General features: G+C 67.5%; 28 protein-coding genes. 19 read left to right on the top strand and 9 right to left on the bottom strand.

Annotated elements, in window-relative coordinates; genetic code table 11:
- The first annotated feature begins 93 nt into the window (after positions 1–93).
- Positions 94–1,671, top strand: coding sequence for a signal recognition particle protein (ffh, locus tag EB75_RS09845; protein WP_073695238.1), 1,578 nt, complete (start codon positions 94–96; stop codon positions 1,669–1,671).
- Between the two features lie 4 nt (positions 1,672–1,675).
- Complete coding sequence (locus tag EB75_RS09840) at positions 1,676–2,770, top strand: amidohydrolase family protein (RefSeq protein ID WP_073695237.1); 1,095 nt, start codon at positions 1,676–1,678, stop codon at positions 2,768–2,770.
- A gap of 1 nt (position 2,771) precedes the next feature.
- Here the strand turns inward: EB75_RS09840 and EB75_RS09835 are convergent, their stop codons facing one another.
- Together EB75_RS09835 and EB75_RS09830 are read right to left on the bottom strand one after the other, a co-directional pair.
- Complete coding sequence (locus EB75_RS09835; RefSeq protein ID WP_073695236.1) at positions 2,772–3,605, bottom strand: D-alanyl-D-alanine carboxypeptidase; 834 nt, start codon at positions 3,603–3,605, stop codon at positions 2,772–2,774.
- Positions 3,606–3,679: 74 nt separating this feature from the next.
- Complete coding sequence (locus tag EB75_RS09830; protein WP_073695235.1) at positions 3,680–4,558, bottom strand: D-alanyl-D-alanine carboxypeptidase family protein; 879 nt, start codon at positions 4,556–4,558, stop codon at positions 3,680–3,682.
- Positions 4,559–4,746: 188 nt separating this feature from the next.
- Between EB75_RS09830 and EB75_RS09825 the strand changes: the two genes are divergently transcribed.
- From EB75_RS09825 to trmD, 6 genes are all read left to right on the top strand, one after another.
- Complete coding sequence (locus tag EB75_RS09825; RefSeq protein ID WP_073695234.1) at positions 4,747–6,153, top strand: HNH endonuclease signature motif containing protein; 1,407 nt, start codon at positions 4,747–4,749, stop codon at positions 6,151–6,153.
- A gap of 114 nt (positions 6,154–6,267) precedes the next feature.
- Complete coding sequence (locus tag EB75_RS09820; RefSeq protein ID WP_073695312.1) at positions 6,268–6,699, top strand: nuclear transport factor 2 family protein; 432 nt, start codon at positions 6,268–6,270, stop codon at positions 6,697–6,699.
- A 166-nt stretch (positions 6,700–6,865) separates the two neighbouring features.
- Entirely contained in the window at positions 6,866–7,339 is a 474-nt protein-coding gene (rpsP, locus tag EB75_RS09815; RefSeq protein WP_073695233.1) for a 30S ribosomal protein S16, read from the top strand.
- Positions 7,336–7,578: an RNA-binding protein gene (locus EB75_RS09810; RefSeq protein ID WP_003881089.1), complete on the top strand. Its 243-nt coding sequence runs from the start codon at positions 7,336–7,338 to the stop codon at positions 7,576–7,578. Before rpsP ends, EB75_RS09810 begins: the two co-directional genes overlap by 4 nt.
- A 2-nt stretch (positions 7,579–7,580) precedes the next feature.
- Positions 7,581–8,108, top strand: a complete 528-nt coding sequence (gene rimM / locus EB75_RS09805; RefSeq protein ID WP_073695232.1) for a ribosome maturation factor RimM — start codon at positions 7,581–7,583, stop codon at positions 8,106–8,108.
- A 21-nt stretch (positions 8,109–8,129) separates the two neighbouring features.
- A complete protein-coding gene (gene trmD / locus EB75_RS09800; protein ID WP_073695231.1) occupies positions 8,130–8,816 on the top strand; it encodes a tRNA (guanosine(37)-N1)-methyltransferase TrmD in 687 nt (228 codons plus the stop codon).
- Positions 8,817–8,845: 29 nt separating this feature from the next.
- Here the strand turns inward: trmD and EB75_RS09795 are convergent, their stop codons facing one another.
- Complete coding sequence (locus EB75_RS09795; RefSeq protein ID WP_073695230.1) at positions 8,846–9,766, bottom strand: serine hydrolase; 921 nt, start codon at positions 9,764–9,766, stop codon at positions 8,846–8,848.
- Positions 9,767–10,081: 315 nt separating this feature from the next.
- On the opposite strand from EB75_RS09795, the gene rplS reads away from it, so the two are divergent.
- The 4 genes from rplS to EB75_RS09775 all read left to right on the top strand — a co-directional run bounded on the left by rplS (position 10,082) and on the right by EB75_RS09775 (position 12,369).
- Positions 10,082–10,423, top strand: coding sequence for a 50S ribosomal protein L19 (gene rplS / locus EB75_RS09790; protein ID WP_020103768.1), 342 nt, complete (start codon positions 10,082–10,084; stop codon positions 10,421–10,423).
- 43 nt (positions 10,424–10,466) lie between these two features.
- Positions 10,467–11,309 (top strand): signal peptidase I, encoded by an 843-nt coding sequence (gene lepB, locus EB75_RS09785; RefSeq protein ID WP_073695229.1) that lies wholly within the window; start codon positions 10,467–10,469, stop codon positions 11,307–11,309.
- Positions 11,310–11,317: 8 nt separating this feature from the next.
- Complete coding sequence (locus EB75_RS09780) at positions 11,318–12,001, top strand: ribonuclease HII (protein WP_073695228.1); 684 nt, start codon at positions 11,318–11,320, stop codon at positions 11,999–12,001.
- 62 nt (positions 12,002–12,063) lie between these two features.
- A complete protein-coding gene (locus EB75_RS09775) occupies positions 12,064–12,369 on the top strand; it encodes a DUF2469 domain-containing protein (protein ID WP_003893809.1) in 306 nt (101 codons plus the stop codon).
- 3 nt (positions 12,370–12,372) lie between these two features.
- Here the strand turns inward: EB75_RS09775 and EB75_RS09770 are convergent, their stop codons facing one another.
- Positions 12,373–13,587: a cytochrome P450 gene (locus tag EB75_RS09770; protein WP_073695227.1), complete on the bottom strand. Its 1,215-nt coding sequence runs from the start codon at positions 13,585–13,587 to the stop codon at positions 12,373–12,375.
- Between the two features lie 142 nt (positions 13,588–13,729).
- On the opposite strand from EB75_RS09770, the gene EB75_RS09765 reads away from it, so the two are divergent.
- From EB75_RS09765 to EB75_RS09755, 3 genes are read left to right on the top strand one after another with little or no spacing between them, the layout of a single operon-like run.
- Positions 13,730–14,263, top strand: coding sequence for a TetR/AcrR family transcriptional regulator (locus EB75_RS09765; RefSeq protein ID WP_083612132.1), 534 nt, complete (start codon positions 13,730–13,732; stop codon positions 14,261–14,263).
- Between the two features lie 60 nt (positions 14,264–14,323).
- Positions 14,324–14,992, top strand: a complete 669-nt coding sequence (locus tag EB75_RS09760; RefSeq protein ID WP_073695226.1) for a PadR family transcriptional regulator — start codon at positions 14,324–14,326, stop codon at positions 14,990–14,992.
- Between the two features lie 22 nt (positions 14,993–15,014).
- Entirely contained in the window at positions 15,015–15,401 is a 387-nt protein-coding gene (locus EB75_RS09755) for a DUF2237 family protein (RefSeq protein WP_073695225.1), read from the top strand.
- Between the two features lie 3 nt (positions 15,402–15,404).
- Here the strand turns inward: EB75_RS09755 and EB75_RS09750 are convergent, their stop codons facing one another.
- Positions 15,405–17,111, bottom strand: a complete 1,707-nt coding sequence (locus EB75_RS09750) for a 3-ketosteroid-delta-1-dehydrogenase (protein WP_073695224.1) — start codon at positions 17,109–17,111, stop codon at positions 15,405–15,407.
- A 145-nt stretch (positions 17,112–17,256) separates the two neighbouring features.
- Here EB75_RS09750 and EB75_RS09745 point away from each other — a divergent pair, with 145 nt between their 5' ends.
- Genes EB75_RS09745 through EB75_RS09735 form a run of 3 tightly spaced genes read left to right on the top strand, consistent with a single transcriptional unit; the run spans position 17,257 to position 19,486 of the window.
- Entirely contained in the window at positions 17,257–18,390 is a 1,134-nt protein-coding gene (locus EB75_RS09745) for a 3-ketosteroid-9-alpha-monooxygenase, oxygenase component (protein WP_073695223.1), read from the top strand.
- Positions 18,390–18,659, top strand: coding sequence for a ferredoxin (locus EB75_RS09740; RefSeq protein WP_073695222.1), 270 nt, complete (start codon positions 18,390–18,392; stop codon positions 18,657–18,659). Before EB75_RS09745 ends, EB75_RS09740 begins: the two co-directional genes overlap by 1 nt.
- A gap of 26 nt (positions 18,660–18,685) precedes the next feature.
- Positions 18,686–19,486, top strand: a complete 801-nt coding sequence (locus EB75_RS09735) for an SDR family NAD(P)-dependent oxidoreductase (protein WP_073695221.1) — start codon at positions 18,686–18,688, stop codon at positions 19,484–19,486.
- A 31-nt stretch (positions 19,487–19,517) separates the two neighbouring features.
- Here the strand turns inward: EB75_RS09735 and EB75_RS09730 are convergent, their stop codons facing one another.
- Positions 19,518–20,300 (bottom strand): SDR family NAD(P)-dependent oxidoreductase, encoded by a 783-nt coding sequence (locus EB75_RS09730; protein WP_073695220.1) that lies wholly within the window; start codon positions 20,298–20,300, stop codon positions 19,518–19,520.
- A 135-nt stretch (positions 20,301–20,435) separates the two neighbouring features.
- Complete coding sequence (locus tag EB75_RS09725) at positions 20,436–20,948, bottom strand: anthrone oxygenase family protein (RefSeq protein ID WP_073695219.1); 513 nt, start codon at positions 20,946–20,948, stop codon at positions 20,436–20,438.
- Positions 20,949–21,044: 96 nt separating this feature from the next.
- On the opposite strand from EB75_RS09725, the gene EB75_RS09720 reads away from it, so the two are divergent.
- The gene (locus EB75_RS09720) at positions 21,045–21,971 is read left to right on the top strand and encodes an AraC family transcriptional regulator (RefSeq protein ID WP_073695218.1); all 927 of its coding nucleotides are present in this window, start codon (positions 21,045–21,047) and stop codon (positions 21,969–21,971) included.
- 11 nt (positions 21,972–21,982) lie between these two features.
- Here EB75_RS09720 and EB75_RS09715 read toward each other — a convergent pair whose 3' ends face one another.
- Entirely contained in the window at positions 21,983–22,837 is an 855-nt protein-coding gene (locus tag EB75_RS09715) for an SDR family oxidoreductase (RefSeq protein WP_073695217.1), read from the bottom strand.
- Positions 22,838–22,886: 49 nt separating this feature from the next.
- Positions 22,887–23,804 carry a LipP1 family hormone-sensitive lipase gene (lipP1, locus tag EB75_RS09710; protein WP_073695216.1) on the bottom strand — a complete coding sequence of 306 codons (918 nt, stop codon included), beginning with the start codon at positions 23,802–23,804 and terminating at the stop codon, positions 22,887–22,889.
- Positions 23,805–23,810: the final 6 nt, after the last annotated feature.

The raw sequence follows: 23,810 nt of genomic DNA, 5'->3' as shown, positions 1-23,810 counted from the left end.
TGTGATGAAATATTGCGCGCCCGGGCGGCACGGTGTCAAGGGGACGGTGGTGCCGAAGTACCGGCGACAGGCGCTGCGGTTAGGCTTGACCCCGTGTTTGAATCCCTGTCCGACCGGTTGACCGGTGCGCTGTCGGGTCTGCGCGGCAAGGGCCGGCTGACCGACGCCGATATCGATGCCACCGCCCGCGAGATCCGCCTGGCTCTGCTCGAGGCCGACGTATCACTGCCCGTGACGCGTGACTTCATCGGCCGGATCAAGGAACGTGCCAAGGGTGCCGAAGTCTCCGGCGCGCTGAACCCGGCGCAACAGGTCGTCAAGATCGTCAACGAGGAGCTCATCGGCATCCTCGGCGGCGAGACCCGCCAGCTGGCCTTCGCCAAGACGCCGCCGACGGTCGTCATGCTGGCCGGTCTGCAGGGTTCCGGTAAGACCACCCTCGCCGGCAAGCTGGCGAAATGGCTTAAGGATCAAGGACATACGCCGCTGCTGGTGGCCTGTGACCTGCAGCGCCCGGGCGCCGTCAACCAGCTGCAGATCGTCGGTGAGCGGGCCGGAGTCAGCGTCTTCGCCCCGCACCCGGGGGTCTCGCCCGACGGCGTCACCATCGACCAGATGACCACCGGCGACCCGGTGTCGGTCGCTGCCGCGGGTCTGGCCGAGGCCAAGGCCAAGCACTTCGACATCGTGATCGTCGACACCGCCGGACGCCTCGGCATCGACGAGGAACTGATGGCCCAGGCCGCCGCGATCCGCGACGCCGTCAAGCCTGACGAGACACTGTTCGTCCTCGACGCGATGATCGGTCAGGACGCCGTCACCACCGCCAACGCCTTCCGTGAGGGCGTCGGCTTCACCGGTGTCGTCCTGACCAAGCTGGACGGCGACGCCCGCGGTGGTGCTGCGCTGTCCGTGCGTGAGGTCACCGGCGTGCCCATCCTGTTCGCCTCCGCCGGCGAGAAGCTCGAGGACTTCGACGTCTTCCACCCGGACCGGATGGCGTCGCGCATCCTGGGTATGGGCGACGTGCTCACCCTGATCGAGCAGGCCGAGCAGGTCTTCGACCAGAAGAAGGCCGAAGAGGCCGCGGCCAAGATCGGTTCCGGCGAGCTCACGCTCGAGGACTTCCTCGAGCAGATGCTGATGATCCGCAAGATGGGGCCCATCGGGAACCTCCTGGGCATGCTGCCCGGTGCCGGGCAGATGAAGGAAGCCCTGGCCGCCGTCGACGACAGCCACCTGGACCGGATTCAGGCCATCATCCGCGGTATGACGCCCGCCGAGCGGTCCGACCCGAAGATCATCAACGCGTCCCGGCGCCTGCGCATCGCGAACGGCTCCGGCGTCACGGTGGCCGAGGTCAACCAGCTGGTCGACCGCTTCTTCGAGGCCCGCAAGATGATGTCGCAGATGGCCGGTCAGATGGGAATGCCGTTCGGCCGCAAGAACTCTCGCAAGGCCGCCAAGGGCAAGAACAAGCAGGCGGGCAAGGGCCGGAAGGGCGGTCGGGGTCCGACGGCGCCGAAGGCCGCAGCCAACCCGTTCGGCCTGGACCCGAGCGCGCTGCCGGGCGGTTTCCCGGACCTGTCGAAGATGCCGCAGGGGCTCAACGAATTGCCTCCGGGTCTTGCCGACTTCGATCTGTCGCAGCTGAAGTTCCCGAAGAAGTAGCCCGATGCCAGCGGCTTCTCCCGTCGCTTCGCTCGCCCCGGTGCACATCCGCGGTCGGGGGTTGCCCGATGGCGACGAGGTGCAGTGGTGGATACACGGCGGGGTGCTGTCGGCCGAGCCGATCGCGAACGCCGAGACGATCTTCGACGGTGGCTGGATCATCCCCGGCCTCGTCGACGCGCACTGCCATGTCGGCATCGGGCCTGCCGGCCCCGTCGAACTCGACGAGGCAGAGCGGCAGGCCGAGACCGAGCGGCAGGCCGGCGCGCTGCTCCTGCGCGACGCCGGATCGCCCGTCGACACCCGCGACTTCGACGACCGTGACGACCTCCCAAGGATCATCCGGGCGGGACGGCACCTGGCCCGGCCCCGGCGCTACATGCCCGGCCTGCCGATCGACATCGAAGACGAATCGCAGCTGCCGCAGTATGTCGCCGAACAGGCCCGCCGCGGTGACGGCTGGGTCAAGCTCGTCGGCGACTGGATCGACCGGGGTGTGGGCGACCTGGCCCCGTTGTGGTCCGACGACGTTCTCAAAGAAGCCATCGACGCCGCCCACGCCAACGGCGCCCGCGTCACGGCCCACGTCTTCGGCGAAGAGGCGCTGCCGGGACTGATCAACGCCGGCATCGACTGCATCGAGCACGGCACCGGGATCACCGACGACATCATCGAGTTGATGCTGGCCCACGGCACCGCGCTGGTGCCGACCCTGATCAACATCGAGAATTTCCCCGGCATCGCGGAGAAAGCCACCAAGTTTCCGGCCTACGCCAAGCACATGCGCGATCTGTACGCGACGTGCCCGCAGCGCGTCGGCGCCGCCCACGACGCGGGGGTGCCCATCTACGCGGGCACCGACGCCGGCGGCATGATCGCGCACGGCCGGATTGCCGACGAGGTCGCCGCCCTCGGCCGGGTAGGACTGAGCCCGACGGATGCGCTGGGGGCGGCCAGCTGGAATGCGCGAAAGTGGTTGGGGCGTCCGGCACTCGAGCACGGCGCGTCGGCCGATCTGGTCTGCTACGCCGACGACCCGCGGTTGCCGGGTGTGCTCGACCACCCTGCGCTGGTGCTCCTGCGCGGGCGGATCTACTGACTCAGGTGTACTGGCCGAAACCCCAGTCGAACAACTGTCGCGCCTGGGGGTAGAGGTCGCCGGTGCCGTACATCTGCACCACGACCAGCCGGTGGTTGCCGCGTTGCGCGGCGCCGGCGTACGTCTTGCGGGCGCGGTCTGTGTAGCCGGTCTTGCCGGCGAAATCGCCGGGATACCCGGTCAACAACTCGTTCTGACTGGTGAGGGTCCGGCCGGGGAACTGCGCCGTCGTCTGCCGGAAGATCTCGGCGATGACGGGATAGGTCAGCGCCGCCCGGTAGATCACCGCGAGATCGCGCGGTGTGGTGATCGACTCCCAACCCGGTCCGTCGAGCCCGGATGGCGAGCCTGCGCGCGTGCTCCGGGCGCCGAGCGCGGCGGCCTTGCGGTTCATGGCCGCCACCGTGGGGCGCTGCCCGCCGAGCATGTCCGCCAGCATGTTCGCGGCGTCATTGCCCGACACCATGAGCAGGGCGTCCAAGAGCTGTCGCGCGCTGTACACCTGCCCGGGTTTGAGCCCGACACACGAGCATTCGACCTTGGTGTGCGACTCGTTGGCCCGCCCCAGGGCATCCGGGCGCAGGTTGTCCAGCACGACCATGGCCAGCAGTGGCTTGATGGTGCTGGCCGGGGCATACGACCCATTGGGGTCCTGCGACGCCAGCACCTGGCCGGTGTCCAGATCGGCGACCAGCCAGGCCTTGGCGGGGCCGTTCGCCAGGGCCTGTGCACCGGTGGGCTGCCCGGCGGGTTCAGCTGCGGCGATCGGTGTTGCGGTCGGCGCTGCCAGTAACACACTGAGGGCCAGCGTGGTCGCCGTGAACAGTCTGCGCACGAGCGCCGACGCTACGGCGCCCAGGCTGCGATCAGCTCGCGTGCAGATTCCGGTCGGGTATCGGTTGTTTCGGTTTACAGGGAGCCGATGGTGACCGAGCGGTCCTGCGCGAAGCCCCAATCGAGCAACTGCGAGGCCTGGTCCCAGTAGGTCGGCCCGCCCTCGCGCACCATGCCGTACATCATGGCGATGACCAGGCGGCGTCCACCGCGGTCGGCGGCGGCGACGTAGGTCTTCTTGGCGGCGTTGGTGAACCCGGTCTTGCCGCCGATGGTGCCCGGGTACCGCTGCAGCAGCTGGTTCTCGTTGACGATCTGCTCGTTGCCGTTCTTGCCGGGGAACGTCGCGGCGGGCTGCGCGGTGATCTGTGCGAAGTACGGGTTGGCCATGGCTGCGCGGAAGATGATGGCCAGGTCGCGGGGTGTGGTCCAGCCCGAACCACCGGCACCGTCCAGACCTGACGGGGTCGCGGCGTGAGTGTCGACGGCACCGATGGCGGCGGCCTTGGCGTTCATCTTCGCGACGGCGACGTCGTAGCCGCCGATCATGTCGGCCAGGGCGTTGGCGGCGTCGTTGCCCGAGGCGAGCAGCACCGCGTCCAGCAGCTGGCGCGCGGTGTACACGTGGCCGGGGACGATGCCGGCGCAGTTGCACTCCACCTGGGTGTCGGCGACGGTGCCGGCCACAGTCGCGTCCAGGTTCGGCAGTTCACTGAGCGCCGTCAGCGCCAGCAGCGTCTTGATGGTGCTGGCGGGCGGATGCCGCAGGTCGATGTCCTGGCCGGCGAGGATCTGTCCGGAGTCCATGTCGGCGACGATCCAGGCCGGGGCCGGGCCCGCCGGAATCTGTACGGTGCCGACGGGCTGGATGTCGGGGTCGGCGGCCGCCAGCGGCGGCGCGACGAGGAACACGAGCGTCAGGGTCGCCATGACGGCGGTTGCGAACCTTCCCATGGAGCCAGCAGCCTACTGGCCGAACCTGGGTGGTGCCGTCTCGACGTCGTCGACGTACTGGCAACCGGGCGAGGTCCACCGAACAATTCAAAACAACTTTGGTCACTTTGGTTCCCCTGGTCACGGTAGGTAACTGGCGTCACAGTCAGCGACCGATTTTTGTCAGTGGGTCGAACTATTGTTCGAATATGGACATCGCCAGCACGCTCACCGTCGACGAGGCCTACACCGGCCTCGACACGGCGCTGGCCCGGGTGGCGTCCCTGGACTACAGCCGATTGTCGGTCCCCGAATTGTTGGCGTTGCAGTCCCACCGCGAACAGCTACGCTGCGCCGCCGAAGCCGTGGACCACGCGATCGTCGCCGCCACCCAAGCCCAAACCACGGCCAAGGAGATCGGGGCGAAAAACTGGGCCGACGCGCTGCGCATCCGGGACCGGCTCAGCAGCGAGGAGGCCCGCCGCCGGGTCCGGCACGCCGAACTGTTGGGGCCCCGCATGTCCCTGACCGGGGAGGTGTTGCCGCCGCTGCGGCCGCATGTCGCGGCCGCGGTCGCCGAGGGCGCGATCAATGGTGATCATGTTGATGTCATCGAGTCGTTTTTCGCGAAACTGCCCACCTGGGTCGACCTGGCCAGCCTCGACGAGTGCGAGCAGGCGCTGGTGGCCGCGGCCCGCAATCTCACGCCTGAATCGCTGCGATCGGTGGTCAAACGCAAGCTCTACGAGTTGGATCAGGACGGCCCCGAACCCGATGACCGCGACCCCGACCCGTACCGGGACCGGGCATTGGTGGTGTCCAAGCAGGCTGCTGATGGCACGTCGGCGTTGCGTGGTGTGCTGACCCCGGCCGCGCGGGCCACCTTCGAAGCGTTGATGGCCAAATACGCCGCGCCGGGCATGTGCAACCCCGCCGACCCGCAGCCCTGCACCTGCGGGACACCGACCCAAGAGCAGATCGACAATGATCACCGCACCCTGGCGCAGCGTCAGCATGATGCCTGGGAAACGGTGGGCCTGCTGCTGCTGTCCACCGATCTGGGTGAGCACAACGGTTTCCCGGTCACCATCGTGGCGACCTGCACCCTCGAGCAGCTCGAGCAGCGCGCCGGGGTCGCCGTAACGCACACCGGCAGCCAGCTCCCCGTCCGAGACCTGCTCAACCTGGCCGCCCGCACCGGCGCATCCTGCTACCTCGCCGTCTTCGACAACCACTCCGACGTCCCCCTCTATCTCGGCAGAGCGAGGCGCACCGCCACCACCGGCCAACGCCTGGCCCTATTCGCCCGCGACTTGGGCTGCACCCGCCCCGAGTGCACTGTCCCGGCCGCGGGCTGCCAGGCTCACCACATCCCCGGATGGACCCGCGGCGGACAGACCGACGTCACCACCATGGCCCTGGCCTGCGGCTGCGACAACCGCCTCGAAGACACCACCGGCTGGAGCAGCGCCATGAAAGACGGCCGCCCCCACTGGACCCCACCACCACTGCTGGATGTCGGCCAACCCCGAACCAACCAGTACTGGCACCCAACGCTGTACCCCACCGAAGGTGGAAGCGACGATGATGGTGAAAGTGACAGTCCGACAAACTGATTCGCCTGCGCGTCGGGGTGGTTGGCGCCGCTGCGGGACTTCGACATGCCCGAACCGCGCCCTGAAGCTCCCGCCCGCCATCCGGACAGCTGTCCGGTGGTGTTCAATCGGACCATGCTGAGCCTGGAAGAGATCTCGGACCGCCTGGAAATCCAACAGCTGTTGGTCGCGTACTCGACGGCCATCGACAGCCGTCAATTCGATGATCTGGCACAGGTTTTCACACCCGACGCCTACATCGACTACCGCGCGATGGGCGGCATCGACGGGCATTTCCCCGAGGTGAAGGAATGGTTGGCGCAGGTGCTGCCGAACTTTCCGGCCTACGCCCACATGCTCGGCAACTTCGACGTCACCATCACCGGCGACACCGCGAAATCGCGCACCATCTGTTTCAACCCGATGGTGCTGCCGTCGGGCGACGCGGAGAAGCAGAGCCAGGTGCTGTTCTGCGGCCTCTGGTACGAGGACGAGTTCGTCCGCACCGCCGAGGGCTGGCGTATGACGCGGCGCGTCGAGACCAAGTGCTTCGACCGCGTGGTCTAGCGGGATTTGGGCCGGTCGCAGCTGCTCTGGCAGAATGATCGGCTGTCTGTCCGCGACTCGTTCAATGCGCCGCGCGGCGGTCACACACGTGAGGCAAGACCGGACCGGGCAATCCGCCTGAGTCGCTGAATTGCAGCGTGGCAATCATCAGGAGAAGTGCAGAAACATGGCTGTCAAGATCAAGCTCACCCGGCTTGGCAAGATCCGCAACCCCCAGTACCGCATCATCGTCGCCGACGCGCGCACCCGCCGCGACGGCCGCGCCATCGAGGTCATCGGCCGGTACCACCCGAAGGAAGAGCCGAGCCTGATCGAGATCGATTCGGAGCGCGCGCAGTACTGGCTGGGCGTCGGCGCACAGCCGACCGAGCCCGTCGCCGCCCTGCTGAAGATCACCGGTGACTGGCAGAAGTTCAAGGGCCTGCCGGGCGCCGAGGGCACCCTGAAGGTCAAGGAGCCCAAGCCGTCCAAGCTGGACCTGTTCAACGCCGCGCTGGCGAACGCCGACGCCGCCCCCGGTGGCGAGGCCGTCACGCTGAAGAAGCGCAAGGACAAGAAGGAAGAGGCCGCAGCCGAGGCTGCCGCCGAGACCGAGGCTGCCGAGGCCACTGAGGCCGAGGCCGAAGCGCCCGCCGAATGAGCAGCGTCGTCGTCGACGCCGTAGAGCATCTGGTCCGCGGGATCGTCGACAACCCCGACGATGTCCGGGTCGACATGGTGACCAGCCGTCGCGGTCGCACCGTTGAGGTGCACGTGCACCCCGACGACCTGGGCAAGGTCATCGGGCGCGGCGGCCGCACGGCCACCGCGCTGCGGACGCTGGTCGCCGGCATCGGCGGTCGGGGCATCCGCGTCGACGTGGTGGACACCGACCAGTAAATATGGACCTCGTGGTCGGCCGCGTCGTCAAGGCGCACGGCATCAGCGGCGAGGTAGTCGTTGAAGTACGTACCGATGATCCCGGCGAGCGTTTCTCGCCGGGATCATCGCTGCGTGGCAAGCCGGGAGCCCGGAATCCCGGTCCGCAGCGGACCTTCGTCGTCGAATCGATGCGTGAGCATGGCGGCCGGCTGTTGGTGCGTCTCGAAGGCGTGACCGACCGCAATGCGGCAGATGCGTTGCGCGGCACCCTGTTTCTGGTGGACTCCGCCAGTCTGCCGCCCATCGACGAGCCCGACGAGTTCTACGATCACCAGCTCGAGGGCCTCAAGGTCCGCACCGTCGACGGCGTCGACGTGGGTGTGGTGACCGAGGTGCTGCACACGCCCGGCGGCGAGTTGCTGTCCATCCGAACAGAATCCGGCGCCGAGGTGCTGGTGCCGTTCGTCACCCACATGGTGCCGACTGTGTCGCTGGCCGACGGTCTGGTGGAGATCGATCCGCCCGACGGCCTGCTCGAGATGGACTGACATCCATGCGGATTGACAGCCATGCGCATTGACGTAGTCACCATTTTTCCGGCGTATCTCGACGCGCTGCAGCAATCCCTGCCCGGCAAGGCCATCGCCAACGGCACCGTCCAACTGGGCGTTCACGATCTGCGGAACTGGACACACGACGTCCACAAGTCGGTCGACGATTCCCCGTACGGCGGCGGACCCGGCATGGTGATGAAGGCGCCGATCTGGGGTGCCGCGCTCGACGAAATCTGTACGCCCGAAACGGTTTTGGTGGTCCCGACGCCCGCGGGCCGGCTGTTCACGCAGGAGCACGCGCACCGCTGGACAGGTGAGAAGCACCTGGTGTTCGCCTGCGGCCGCTACGAAGGCATCGACCAGCGGGTCGCCGACGACGCTGCCCGGCGCATGCGCGTCGAAGAGGTGTCGATCGGCGACTACGTGCTGCCTGGTGGCGAGTCCGCGGCACTCGTGATGATCGAGGCCGTCGTGCGGCTGCTGCCCGACGTCCTGGGCAATCCGGAGTCGCACCAGGATGATTCGCATTCCGCGCATGTCGGGGGAGTGCTGGAGGGGCCGAGCTACACCCGGCCGCCGGTGTGGCGCGATCTCGAGGTGCCCCCGGTGCTGCTGTCCGGCGACCATGCCAAGGTGGCCGCGTGGCGTCGCGAACAGGGTCTGCAGCGGACGCGGGAAAGAAGACCTGATCTGTTGAGCTAGACCGCTTCCCGTCGCTTCGCTTGCCCCAGCTAGCTGATTCGTCCGCCCGGGAACATCGTCTTCACCGCGTTGGTGATCGTGGCGCGAGCCGTGGCGTCATCGGTGGGTTGCAGCGAGCCGATCGCCATGACGTAGCGCCGGTCGGCGCCGATCACGCCGGTGGACATGTGCATCCAGTTGTTGCCGCCCCACTCCGGCATCCAGCCCTGCTTCACCGCTACCGGCTCGCCGTACAGCCCGTCCGGGATGCCGAAGCGCTGCGGGTAGCCGTCCGCGCCGGTTGGCGTGGACGCGGCCAGGTTGGACAGGATGATGCTGGCCTGCTCCGGCGGTAGCCCGCCCGAACCATTGAGCAGCTGGTCGTAGTAGTGCACCAGATCGGAGGTGGTGCTCATGGTGTTCCACCACTTGCCGTCATAGGGCACCGACGTCCCGGTCAGTCCGTAGCGGGCCGCGACGCGCGTGATGACGCTGTTGCCGCCGCTGCGGTTCCAGAAGACCTCGGCCGCGGAGTCGTCGGACGAGCGCAGCATGGTGTCCAGCGACTGCCGGTCGGCCGCGGTGAGCTCGATCTGGCCCTTGGCCTCTTGCAGTAGCAGGTCGTCCGCGATGAAGAGCTTGGCCACCGATGCGATGGGCATGGCGGAACCGTTGCCGGTGGCGATCAGCTGGCCGGTGTTGCGATCGAGCACCGCGGCGCTCATCTGTGCGCCGGCCGCCGCGGCATCGCTGGTGGCGCTACGTTCGCGGGATTCGAGGCCCGTCAGGGCCGCGGCGGGCTCGGTGGCTGGGGCCTGCGGGATCTCCAGTGCCGTGACCACCGGCACGACGGTCAGCGCGATCTTGTTCGGGGGCGCAGCCCCGTAGACCTTCGCCTCGCAACCGGCTGTGACCATCACCGTTGCCGCAGCAGCGGTGATGGTCAGCAGCTTCAGGTGCTGCGGGCGCATGGGTCTCCTAGCCTCACGGTGAGTAAATTCCGATTGATCAGCGTAACCGGTGAATGTGTGTTGCGTGTGACGGATGTGGCGGTGTGGTCTGTGATGTCGACTGCACCGCTCCCGGTGGGGTCACGATTTCGTCACCCGGCGGCCGTCTGGCACAATTGAGCAGTTGTCTGCGCTGGGCGCGGGGTCGGCGTCTGTTCCGGATGTGTCCCCGCCCGCTACGGCATCCGACCAACGTCCGTAAAGAGAAATGGCTTTTCCGTCGCGCCGCTTGGCGTCCGACGGCTCCAGCCGCGAGTTAGCAAGGAAGTGTCACCGATGAAAACGCTGGACTTCGTCGACCAGGCGTCGCTGCGCGACGACATCCCGGCCTTCAACCCCGGCGACACCCTCAATGTGCACGTCAAGGTCATCGAGGGCAACAAGCACCGCATCCAGGTGTTCAAGGGCGTCGTGATCCGTCGTCAGGGTGGCGGCATCGGTGAGACCTTCACCGTCCGCAAGGAGAGCTACGGCGTCGGCGTCGAGCGGACCTTCCCGGTGCACTCGCCGAACATCGACCACATCGACGTCGTCACCCGCGGTGACGTCCGTCGCGCCAAGCTCTACTACCTGCGCGAGCTCCGTGGCAAGAAGGCCAAGATCAAGGAAAAGCGCTGAGCTTGTTCGGCGACGTCACAGCCGAACTGATTAGCCTGGTGCCGTGACCGGCCCGAGCGAGGACAGCAGTACCCCGGACAGTCCGACGACGGACGACCCCGACACCAAGATGGCCGCCGACGAGGCCGACACGGCCGACGAAAAGCCGAAGTCGAAGCTGGCCGCCTTGCGTGAGGGCGTCGTCCTCGTCGTCACCGCGGTCTTGCTGTACTACGTCGTGCTGACATTCGTCGCGCGGCCGTACCTGATTCCGTCGGAGTCCATGGAGCCCACGCTGCACGGCTGCAGCGGCTGCGTCGGCGACCGGATCATGGTCGACAAGCTGACCTATCGGTTCGGTGCGCCCGAGCCCGGTGACGTGGTGGTCTTCAAGGGCCCGCCGAACTGGAACATCAGCTACAAGTCGATCCGTTCGGACAATCCGACGATGCGCTGGATCCAGGACGCGCTCTCGGTCGTCGGCTTCGTGCCGCCCGATGAGAACGATCTGGTGAAGCGCGTCATCGCTGTCGGCGGCCAGACGGTCCAGTGCCGGAACTCGACGGGTCTGACGGTCGATGGCAAGAAGCTCAAGGAGCCGTACCTGGACCCGGCGACCATGATGGTCGACCCGGCGACCGATCCGTGCCTCGGCTACGAGTTCGGCCCGGTGAAGGTGCCCGACCATCGGCTCTGGGTGATGGGCGACAACCGCACCCATTCGGCCGACTCGCGTGCGCACTGCACGAACACCCCGGCCGACGCCATCAACGGGCTGATGTGCACCGGTGACCCGATGGCGGGCACGGTGCCGGTCGACAACGTGATCGGCAAGGCCCGGTTCATCGCGTGGCCGCCGTCGCGCTGGGGCGGTGTGGTCACGGTCAACCCGCAGACTGGTCAATAGGTGTTGTCTTGCCGGTTTGGCCGCCCCGCACGGTGATCCGCAAGTCCGCCGGCCTGCGCACCCTGGAGTCTGCGTTGTACCGCGGCGGCCTGGGTCCGGTGGCCGGAGTGGACGAGGTCGGCCGCGGGGCCTGCGCCGGCCCGCTGGTGGTGGCCGCCTGTGTGCTGGGGCCGAATCGGCTGGAAAGCCTGGCGGCCCTTGATGATTCGAAGAAGCTGAACGAAGCCGAACGGGAACGCCTGTTTCCGTTGATCCGGCGCTATGCGCTGGCGTATCACGTGGTGTTCATCCCGTCGGTCGAGGTGGACCGACGCGGGGTGCACATCGCCAACATCGAAGGCATGCGCCGTGCGGTGGCGGGGCTGTCACTGCGACCGGGATATGTTCTCTCGGACGGCTTCCGGGTCCCGGGGTTGCCGATGCCGTCGCTGCCGGTGGTCGGCGGGGACGCCGCGGCCGCGTGCATCGCCGCGGCCAGTGTGCTGGCGAAGGTCAGCCGCGACCGCCTGATGGTCGAGATGGACGCCGTGCATCCGGGCTACGGGTTCGCGGTGCACAAGGGGTACAGCACCCCCGCGCACACCGCCGCGCTGGCGGACCTGGGGCCGTGCCCGGAGCACCGGTTCTCGTTCGCCAATGTGCGCAAGGTGGCGACCAAACCCGGCATAGGGCAGCGCTGCCGATCCGGGTAAGGGAAAATGGCCCTGACAAACCACGTAAACCGAAGGACCGCTGAACTGATGAGTTTGTGCCGATGAGTGCCGAGGATCTCGAGAAGTATGAAACCGAGATGGAACTCTCGCTGTACCGCGAGTACAAGGACATCGTCGGGCAGTTCAGCTATGTCGTGGAGACCGAGCGCCGCTTCTATCTGGCCAACAGTGTCGAGCTGATTCCGCGCAACGCCGACGGCGAGGTCTACTTCGAGCTGCGGCTGGCCGACGCCTGGGTCTGGGACATGTACCGGCCGGCGCGGTTCGTCAAGCAGGTCAGGGTCATCACCTTCAAAGACGTCAACATCGAAGAGGTCGAGAAGCCCGAACTGCGCCTGCCCGAATAGCGGTCAGCGGTAGCGCAGCTCCAGGCGCCGGTGCCGGCGCACCATGAGGCTCGGCACCCATTCGGCGTCGGCGAGCTCGAACCAGTCGGTGGATTCCAGCAGCGTGGTGATCCCGATGCGGGCTTCGGTACGGGCCAGTGCGGCGCCGACGCAGAAGTGCAGGCCCTTCCCGAACGCGAGGTGGTTGCGCAGGTTCGGACGGCCCAGCTGCAGCAGGTCGGGGTCGTCGAACGCCGCCGGGTCACGGTTGGCCGAGCCCCACAACAGCAGCAGGTGGCCGTCTTTGGGCAGCGGTACGCCGGCCAGCGTGGTGTCGTTCCGGATGTGCCGGTGATGGTTGCGGAACGGTGACTCGAGCCGCAGCGTCTCCTCGAGTAGGGCAGGCACCAACTGCGGATCGTCCCGGACCTGCTCCTGGATGTCCGGCAGGGTGGCCAGCAGCCGCGCCGCGTTGCCCATCAGGCCCGCGGTGGATTCGCCGCCGGCACCCACCAGTTGAAGCAGCATCAGCACCGCCGTGTCGCCGGCGAGGGCGCCGTCGGCCACCGCGCGGGCGAGGTCGCCGAGGAGGTTGTCTCGTGGGTCCGGTTGGGCTTCGGCGAACTTGGCGTACAGGTAGCCGGCCAGCTGTGTCGACGTCTCGACCGCGGTGCTGATGTGGTCGAGGTCGAAGACACCACTGAGCAGTTCGGTGCTGCCGTAGCCCCACTGGACCAGCTGCGGTACGTCGTCGTCGGGGAGTCCGATGAGCCTGGCCACCAGCGTCATCGGTAGCCGGTCGCCGACGGCGGACATCCACTCGATGCGACCGCCCACGGCCGCGTCGGCCCACAGCTGTCGGGCGATGTCGGCGATCGTCGGCTCGAGGGCTCGGATTCGCTTGGCCACCAACGCCGGTAGCACCAGTTTGCGTTCGTGTGCGTGCCGCGGGTCGTCGCCCGTGGCGAGTACATGTCCCGCGGTGTCGACGGCGCCCATGTCGAAGGTCGCTGCCGAAACCGTCCCTGCCTGCGTTCCCGCATTCACCAGCGTGGCGGTCAGATTGGAGGAGAAGTCCTCGGGGCGGCTGACGGCCTCCTGCACGGCGTCCCAGGTGGTGGCCAGGTAGAAATCTGTGCCGGGCACCCGGTGTACCGGACCGGCAACGCGAAGCTGCGCGTAACAGGCATACGGATCGTCCAGCGCGGACGGGCTGAGAAGATCTGAAACTAGTTGCACGCCTTGAGTTTTGGGTGCCGATGAGGGTGTGTCAAGGACTATTTCCGGCAGTCTCAGGCACGGTACCAGAGCTGCGGTGATGCAGACGATTCATGAAAATATATCTCGCCATGAGACATATTTGTCATTTAGTATCACAGGTGTGGACTGGCTGATCGGTGCCGAGCGCCGCGATGCCGGCGTCGAGCGCATTTACGCCGCCGCGGCCGCCAGCGCCGCGGCCCGGGGTCTGGACCGGTTGAACATCGACGAGGTCGCCGCCAGTGTGGGCTGTTCCCGCGCCACGGTGTACCGGCATGTCGGCGGCAAACAGGCGCTGCGGGACGGGGTGCTGGCGCGCGCGGTCATGCGGGTCGGACAGGAGATCGCGCAGGCGGTGGCCGGGCACACCGGGCCCGAGCGGATCGCGGCGGCCGTGCTGACGTCCCTGCGAGTGGTCCGGGCGGACCCGCTGGCCTCGGGTGTGGTGCGTGCCGGAGCCCTCATCGACTTCGACTCACCTCGGCTCTCGCGGGCGGCATCCGAGCTGACAGGAACCACGGATCCGCTTCTCGCGGACTGGATCGTGCGGGTTGTGTTGTCGTTGCTGTGTTGGCCGCTGGCCGACGAAAAGGCCGAAGAGCAGGTGGTACGCCGTTACGTGGCCGCGGTAGCCGGGCCGGTGGGCCGCGAATGACTATCCCGGCGAGCGGTCATGAACTGGGTGCTTGCGGCAATAGATTGTTAGGCTAAGCAGATGGCAAGTAAGCCACAGAACAAGCCGTCGCTCGCAGCGACGAGTTGGACGCTGCTCGGCATGCTGTCGTACGAAGAGGAACTCAGCGGCTACGACATCAAGAAGTGGATCGACTGGAGTGTCGGTTTCTACTACTGGAGCCCGTCGTACAGCCAGATCTACACCGAGCTGAAAAAGCTTGAGGGACTTGGCTATCTCGAGTCCCGGGTCGAACAGGACGAGGGCCTGCGCACCCGTCGCCTCTACAAGATCACCGAGTCCGGCATGGCTGCCGTGACCGACTGGACCAACAACGCGCCCGTCGACCCTCCTGTGCTCAAACACAGTGTGCTGCTGCGGGTTACGTTCGGCCATCTGAGCAATCCGACCCGGCTGCGGGAGCTGCTGGAGCAGCACGTCGCCTACTGTGAGGCCATGGAGCGGCAGGCCGCCGAAGATTCCGACGGCGCCAAGGCGCAGCCGGTGTGGGCGTATTCGGTGATCGCGCTGCGCTGGGCGGCCAAGTACTACGCCGCCGAGCGGGAATTGGCGCTGGAGCTCATGAAGGACATCGACGAGGCCGACGCGGTGCTGCAGACCGCAGCGAAAGGTGTAGCGGGCATGCCGCGTTCGATGCCCGGCCTGTGGCGCGAGGTCGAGCGTGAGGTACAGGGTCGCCACGACAGTTAGCCCGGGCGCGAAGGATTGACCGATGGCAGATCGCAATGTGCTCGGTGCTCCGCTGGAACCGTGCGGTACCGAACCGCTGACGGGCTTCTACCGCGACGGCTGCTGCTCGACCGGACCCGAGGATGCCGGCCGGCACACCATCTGCGCGGTCGTGACCGCCGAGTTCCTGACGCACCAGCGTTCGATCGGCAATGACCTGTCGACGCCGATGCCGCAATACCGATTCCCGGGGCTGTCGCCCGGCGACCGCTGGTGCGTGACCGCGGTGAACTGGCTTCGGGCTCACAATGACGGTTGCGCGGCGCCGGTGGTGCTGGCCTCCACGCACGAGCGCACCCTGGAGGTTGTACCGATCGAGGTCCTCAGGGCATATGCCGTCGACGTGCCCGACGATCTCGGCGGCCTCTGAGCGTTACAGCTTGCCCGCGGCATCCCGTCCGGCGATGTAGCCGTACACCAGGCCCTGCGCGATGGTCGCGCCTGCGCCCGGGTAGACGGCGCCGAAGGCGTTGGCCGCGGTGTTTCCGAGCGCGTACAGCCCTTCGATGACACCGCCGTCCTCGCGGTGCACCCGGCCCCGCTCGTCGGCCACGACGCCACCGCATGTGCCGAGGTCGCTCAGCGTCATCTTGACGGCGTAGAACGGACCCTTGACCAACGGCCGCAGGTTCGGATTCGGCGTCACGGTCGGGTCGCCGTAATACTGGTCGTAGGCGCTGAGACCACGGTCGAAATCGGGATCGATGCCGGCAGCCGCACTTTCGTTGAACCGCGTCATGGTCTGCTCGAAATCGGCGACTGGGACACCCATCTGCGCGGCCAGGTCGGCGAAGTTGGTCGCCTTCGCCGCGATACCGGCCCGGTACCAGGATTTGGGCAGGGGCATCCGGGGGAATGAGCCGGCGGCGAAGACGTAGCTGTTGCGGTACTTCTGGTCGAAGACGATCCACATCGACTCGATCGGGGTGCCGGCGCGCTCGAGTTCGAGCACCCGCTGGCCGAATGACATGTAGTCGGTCGATTCGTTGGCGAAGCGCTTGCCGTCCTGGTCGACGATCAGCGAGCCGGGCAGCGAGCGCTCGGCCAGCAGCACGGCCGGCGGACGGCCGTTCGCCGACGCCACCGCCGGGAACCACCAGGCCTGATCCATCAGCGCGGTGGCGGCACCGAGATCGGTGGCGGCCCGGATGGCGTCGCCGGTGTTGGAGTCGGCACCGAGGCTCTCGTGGTCGCCGAGCGAATCGGACTGGTACTTGTGCCGCATCGCCATGTCGTGGTCGAAGCCGCCGGCCGCCAGCACCACGCCGCGGCGGGCGGTGACGGTGACCTCGCGGCCCGCGTGCGACAGGACCGCGCCGGTGACCCGCCGGCCGTCACCGGTCAGGCGGACCAGCGAGGTCTCGGTCCAGATCGGGACGCCGGCCTGCAGCACGCCGGCGAACAGCCCGGCGGCCAGCGCCTGGCCGCCGGCGATGTACTCGCGGCCCAGCAGCTTGCCGCCGACCCCCTGCGCGAGCCGTTTTGCGATGAGCGGCAACCCTTTTCGCGGCACCCGGGCCATCAGGTTCATCCATTTGTAGTCCGCGCCGGTGGTCGGCATCGGAACCTTGACCTCCATGACGCCGCCGCGCAGGCGATCGCGGTACTTGCCGAGCACACGGGCGTTGAGCGGGCGGCACTCGCAGGTGCGGCCGGTGGCCCGGCCGCCGGGCAGCTCGGGGTGGTAGTCCGAGTACTCGCGGGCCCAGAACAACCGCATCGGGGTGGTGCGTCCCAGCATCTCGACGGTCGCGTTGACGTGCTTCAGGAAGCCGGTGGAGCGGGCCGCCGGCGCGGTGTCGTGCACGACCGCGTCGAGGTAGGTCGAGGCCCGGTCAGCGGTGTCGGCGGTGCCCTTGTCGGTGAGCAGGGGAGTCGTCGGCAGCCACAGGGCTCCGCCCGAGCGGGCGGTGGAACCGCCGACGTCGGAAGCCTTTTCGACCACGAGGACGTTCAGCCCGGCCTCGTGACCACTCAGGGCGGCGGCCAGGCCGATGCCGGAACCGATCACCAACAGATCGACGGTGGTGTCAGTGATGTCGAGGCCGGCCGGAATCGTGGCCGCGGCAGATGTCGTCACGAGCGCTAAGCGTATTGCGGCAGAGCGATTTCGGGCTTCGGACGTCCCTGCCAGCGGGAGAACATGTGCATCGCGCACCCCGCAGCTGTTAGACCTGAAACATCAAACTGCAGCCCAGTTTTCAATGTGAGGATGGTCGCTGAAGATGACACTGGATGATGTCGATGTTCGCCAGATCGAGGCCGGCGATGCACCGACCCGGTTCGCCCGTGGTTGGCACTGCCTCGGCCTGACCAAGGACCTCGGTGACGGCAAGCCGCATTCGATCAAGGCTTTCGGCCAGAAGCTCGTCGTGTTCCGCGGTGAGGACGGTCAGCTCAACGTGCTGGACAGCTACTGCCGGCACATGGGCGGTGACCTGAGCCAGGGCACCGTCAAGGGCAATGAGATCGCCTGCCCGTTCCACGACTGGCGGTGGGGCGGCGACGGCAAGTGCAAGCTGGTGCCGTACGCCAAGCGCACGCCGCGGCTCGCGCGCACCGCGAAGTGGTCGACGCTCGAGCAGGACGGCATGCTGTTCATCTGGAATGATCCCGAGGGCAACCCGCCACCGGATGACGTCACGATTCCGCGCATCGAGGCCGCGGAGAGCGACGAATGGACCGATTGGCATTGGTACACAACGGTTGTCAACACAAACTGCCGCGAGATCATCGACAACGTCGTCGACATGGCGCATTTCTTCTACATCCACGGCTCGACGCCTGCGCACTTCAAGAACATCTTCGAAGGCCACGTCGCCACTCAGTTCATGAACAGTTCGGCACGTGCCGACATGTCGGGTCCGGACGGCGACTCGGCGATGCTCGGTTCGACATCGGTGGCGTCGTACCACGGGCCGTCCTTCATGATCGACGACCTCACCTATCACTACCCGGATGGCGATCACCACACGGTCCTGATCAACTGCCATTACCCCATCGACGCGAATTCGTTTGTGCTGCAATACGGTATCGTCGTCAAGAAGTCTGTCGGCCTACCCGAGGACGCGGCGATGGCCAACGCGATCGCCCTCGGTGACTGGGTGAAGCGCGGCTTCGAGCAGGATGTGCAGATCTGGAAGAACAAGGCCCGCATCGACAATCCGCTGCTGGTCGAGGAGGACGGTCCGGTCTACCAGTTGCGCCGGTGGTACGAGCAGTTCTATGTCGACGCCGCCGATGTGGTGCCGGAGATGACCGACCGCTTCGAATACGAGCTGGACACCACCGTGCCCCTTGAGGCGTGGACCAAGGAGATGGAAGCCAACATCGCAGCGCGGGCCGCGGAGTCGGTCTGATGACCGTGCGGCCCGATATCCGGCTGGCCGATATGCCGATGGTGCCGGTGGCCTGCCGTGCTTGTGGCGCAGAGGTTTTGGCGCGCAAGGGCAGCTGGCAGCAGACCAGCGTGCAATGGAGCGCGGACTCGGCCGCGAGGTGTGAGGAACGCCGGCGGGCGGAGCTGCTGCCGGGGCGGATCTTCCTGGCCTGTGGCCAGATGAAGGAGTCCATCGCGGCGGCGGTGGCGGCCGGTGTCGTGCACGTCGTCCAATCTGAATCGGGCTGACGAACCGGGCGTGGCACCATAGCCGCATGAGCTCAGACAAGCGGGTCGCAGTCGTCACCGGCGCCAGCCGGGGCGCCGGCAAGGGCATTGCCGCAGCGTTGGTGGCCGACGGATGGACTGTCTACCTGACCGGCCGCACCGTCACCGACCCCGGCGACGGCGGCATCGCCGTTCCGGTGGACCACCGCGACGACGATGCGGTGGCCGCGCTGTTCGGCCGGGTGGCCGACGAAGCCGGCCGGCTCGACCTGTTGGTCAACAACGCCGCGGTGGTGCACGACAACCTCGTGGACCCGAAGCCGTTCTGGGAGAAGCCAATCGGGCTGGGGGACGTGCTGGATGTCGGCCTGCGATCGGCCTATGCCGCGTCCTGGTACGCCGCCCCGTTGCTGGTGGCTGCCGAGCGTGGCCTGATCGTGTTCACGTCGTCGCCGGGCGCGGTGTGCTACATGCACGGTCCCGCCTATGGTGCGCAGAAGGCCGGTGTGGACAAGATGGCTGCCGACATGGCCGTCGACTTCCATGGCACCGGGGTATCGACGCTGTCGATCTGGATGGGCATCCTGCTCACCGACAAGTTCAAGCAGGCGTTCGACGCCGATACGCTGGCCAAGGCCGCGGGCAATTTCGAGACACCGGAATTCATCGGGCATGTGATCAACGCGCTGTACCTGGACCCGGACCTGGAGGGCATCAGCGGGCAGACCGTGATCGCCGCAGAGGAGGCACAGCGCTACGGCATCACTGATGTGGACGGCCGCACGCCGCCGTCGCACCGGGCGATGCTTGGTGATCCGCGGGTGCCCAGCGACGTGGTCGTGCGCTGAGCACCCGCGGAAGTTCTGGCCCCGCAGGGGTCTAGCAGTGCGCGCCGCCGTCGATCCGGATCTCGGTGCCGGTGAGGAAACGGCCGTCATCGGAGGCCACCATGGCCACCACCGAGGCGACGGCGCCAGGGTCGCCCAGGTTCGACTTGTTGCCGGTGTTGAGCATGGGCACCTGCTTGGTCCACAGGCTGTAATCGGTGCCCTCGGGCATCTTGGAGAACGTACCGTTGGCCAGCGGGGTGGAGACGCCACCGGGCTGGATGTTCACGGCGCGCAGCCCCTGCTTGGCGTATTCGAGGGCCAGCGAGTGGGTGAAGCTCAGGATGCCGCCCTTGCTGGCGGAGTAGGCCGACATGTACGGGTGGGCGTAGCTGGCCGAGGTCGAGGTGAAGTTGACGACGACACCGCGCCCCGAGGCCAGCAGCGCCGGCAGGGCCTGGCGGGTCATCAGGAAGGTGCCGGTCAGGTTGACGGAGATGATGCGGTTCCAGTCGGCCAGCGAGACTTCGTGCGTGTGCCCGCACGTCTCCATCGCGGCCACGTTGACCAGCACGTCGAGGCCGCCCATGTCGGCGATCGCGGCGTCGACGCCCTTGACGACGTCCTCTTCCGACGAGATGTCGAGCACCGTGGTGGTGAGTCGGCTTGCGGTGCCGGCCTTTTCGGCGGCTTCCCGGGTCTGGGCGAGCCCCTCGGCGGAGATGTCGCACGCGACGACGGTGCCGCCCTCGTCGAGCAGGCGGGCCACGGTGGCCTGGCCGATGCCCGAGCCGCCGCCGGTCACGATGACGCGGCGGTCGCTGAATCTATCCATGCTGCAAGTCCTTTCGTTGCCGAAGGATTCTTGCGGCGCAGGGGGCCCGGTGGACGGTGGTGGTCCGGTCACCGGGACGTTCGTCAGGTGTCGATCGGCCCCGGGCGTTCGTCGTTCTCCGAGGTCAGGGCGGCCTCAGCCGCGCGCCGGCACCGCCAGGGCCCAGCCGAGCACACCGGTGGCCGCGGTATTGACCAGGGCGCGAATCATGTTCCAGCGCACCCACGACGACTCGAACTGCTGCCGGAGGGCGCCGAGGTCGCCGAGGTTGGTCGAGGCGGTGGCCGTCGCGAGCTTGTCGTTGAGCGGCACATTGATCGCCGACGTGATGACCAGGCTGGCGATGTTGAGCGCCAGGGCGATTCCGATCCAGACCAGCACCGGACGGGCCTCGGGTTTCAGATAGCAGGCCCCGGCCAGGACGGTGAAGCCGATGGAGCCCAGGAACGTCACCATGAACGAGGGGTTGACGATGACCACGTTGATCTTGTTCATGACGTCGATGTACGTGCGGTCGTCGAACGCGCCGAGCGCGGGCATCACGGAGATCGCGTAGGCGTAATAGAGGCCGGCCAGGAGTCCGGAGGTCAGCAGCGCGACGATGAGCGCCGTCGTGCCGAGGGGCTGGGGCAGCTTGCTGAGAGTCATGAGCTGACCGTATTGACCGAGGGTTGGACGATCCATCGCCAAAAGGCTCGCTTCCATACGCGAGCGTCTACATCGGTCATCGTCTAGCGTGGAAACGTGGACGCCCTGGCGGGGTTACTGGAAGGGCCGCGCGCCCGTGGCGCGTTTCTGATGCGGTCGTTGCTCGACCCGCCGTGGTCGCTGCGGGTCGAGGACAGAGCCCCGCTCACCATCGTGGTGGTCGCCCGCGGCTCGGCTGTTGTGCTCCCGGATTGCGCCGCCGGGCAGAGCTTGGCGGCGGGCGACGTCGCGATTTTCCGTGGGCCTGACGGATACACCGTCGCGGACGACGCCGGTACCGCACCCGAGGTCGTCGTACATCCGGGACAGGTCACGAGGACCATGGACGGTGAACCGCTGTGCGAGGCACTGAGTCTCGGCGTCCGGAGCTGGGGCACCCGCCCCGATGCCGACACGCTGTTGATCACCGGCGCCTACGAAGAGGTGGGCGCGGTGTGCGGGCGGCTGCTGACCGCGCTGCCACCGGTGGTGGTGGTTCGCCGGGGCGAGGTCAACGGCATGCTGGTCGACCTCCTGCTCGACGAGATGTCGCGCGACGAGCCGGCGCAGGGGGCGGTGCTGGACCGGATGCTGGACCTGTTGACCATTGCGGCGCTGCGCAGCTGGTTCTCTCGCGAGGACGCGCCGGCCTGGTATCGCGCGTATCGAGATCCCGAGGTGGGCACGGCGCTTCGGCTCATGGAGAACAACCCGGCGCACCCGTGGACCGTGGGGTCGCTGGCTGCCGAGGTCGGGTTGTCCCGTGCCGCGCTGGCCCGGCGATTCACCAAACTCGTGGGGGAACCGCCGATGGCATTGCTGACCGAGGTTCGTCTGGCGCTCGCGGTTGACCTGCTGCGCGGGTCCGATGCCACCATCGAAGCTGTCGCCGGCCGCGTGGGATACGGCACGGCTTTCGCGTTGAGTACCGCGATCAAGCGCCGTTACGGCATGAGCCCCAAGGCAATCCGCGCGCAGGGATGAGCGCCGGTTGACTAGCGGGTCTTGGCGAAGCGGCGATGCCGCCATACGTACCGCGGGATGCCGCGCAGCGGGACGCCCTTGGGCCAGCCGTCGGGCCGGAAGTACGCGTCGGTGCCGCCGTCGACGAAAACGATGCTGCCGCACAGGAAGTCGGCGGAGTCGGACAGCATGAACGTGATCCAGTTGGCGAGGTGCACGGGATCGCCGAAGTTGCCGGTCGGGATCGGGAAGGCTCGCACGGCCTTGCCTTCACGCGGTGAATCGAGCTGCGCCTGCAGCAGCGGGGTCATGATGGCCCCCGGCGCCAGGACATTGAGGCGGATGCCGCGGCCGGCCCAGTCGGCCGTCACCGCGGTCTGCCGGACCCAGCGGGCCACGGCGATCTTGGACGCGGCGTACATGAGAGCCGACGCGCCGCCGCCGAAGAACCGCACCGCCCGGGCCGCGCGGTCGGCGTCACCGGCCAGCAGCGCCTTGATGGCGCGGCGGGGCACCGCGGGCACCGTGGTGCTGGAGTTGCTGCCCAGCGCAACGACTTTCGCATTACCGGCGGCGGCAAGTGCCGGGCGCCAGGCGGTCAGCAACTCGACCGTGCCGAGGTAGTTGATCTGGGCGATCAGCCGCGCGCGGTCAGCACCGGCGCCGGGGCCGATGCCGGCGGCCAGCACGGCGCCGTCGAGCTTGCCCTCGGCCAGCTCCAGCACCCGGGTGGCGGCGGTCCGTCGGCCGTCCGCGGTGGACAGGTCCGCGATGACATCGGCGTCCTTGAGGTCCACCCCGATCACCGTATGACCCTGACCGCGCAACTGCCCCGCTGCTTGGTATCCCATGCCGGATGCCGAACCGGTCACAGCGTAGGTGCCGATGATGATCTCCTCGGGTGGTGGGGAAACGTGATTGGTGGGAAATCGCCGTTTAGTCGGCGAGCAACTTGGACACTGCGTCGGAAATGTCGCGACGTGCGCGGTGCGCGATGTCGAGTACCGGCATGGTCAGGAACCCGTGAATGGCACCGTAATACAGCTCGGTGACAGGAACGTCCGCCTCGCGCAACGCTTCTGCGTAGGCCAGGGCCTCGTCCCGCATCGGGTCGTAGCCGGTGACCACGAGAACTGCCGGAGCGACGCCGGCTACGGAGGCCGACAGCGGTGCCGCGTAGGGGTTTTCGCGGTCGGCGGTGTTGGGCACGTACTGATCCCAGTACCACTGCATGGCTGCGGTGGTGTTGTAGTAGCCGGTGCGGAACTCGTGGTACGAGCCGTAGGTGAAGTCGGCGGTCAGCACCGGGTAGAGCAGCACCTGGGCGGCCAGCGGCGCACCGCCGCGGTCGCGGGTCATCAATGCGGTGACGGCGGAGAGGTTGCCTCCGGCGCTGTCGCCGCCGACGATGAGCTTGGTCGCGTCGCCGCCGAGTTCGGCGGCGTGGGCTGCGGCCCATTGGGTCACGGCGTAGACGTCTTCGGCGGCAGCCGGCCACTGATGCTCGGGCGCGAGCCGGTAGTTGACCGAAACCACCACGGCAGGAATGGAATTCGCGAAACTGCGGCAGAGTCCGTCGTGCGAGTCCAGATCGCAGAAGACGAAGCCGCCGCCGTGCGCGAAGACGAAGATCGGCAGGGGGCCGCCTGACCCCTCGACGGCGGGCCGGTAGATCCGGACTCCGATGCCGTCGACCTCCGTATCGGTGACCGAGGCGACCGCTTCGGGTTCGGCGGGGGCGACGTACCGCGCCCGGATGGCGGCGCGCGCTTGCGCGCCAGTCATGTTCGGCAGGTCGGGGAAGCCGTCGTTGAGTGCCTCGAGGAGGCCGGCGATCTGCGGGTCCAGGCTCATGCGCGA

Source organism: Mycobacterium sp. ST-F2, from assembly GCF_001905655.1.
In the GTDB taxonomy this organism is placed as follows: domain Bacteria; phylum Actinomycetota; class Actinomycetes; order Mycobacteriales; family Mycobacteriaceae; genus Mycobacterium.
This window is presented reverse-complemented; position numbering and strand designations above follow the sequence as displayed.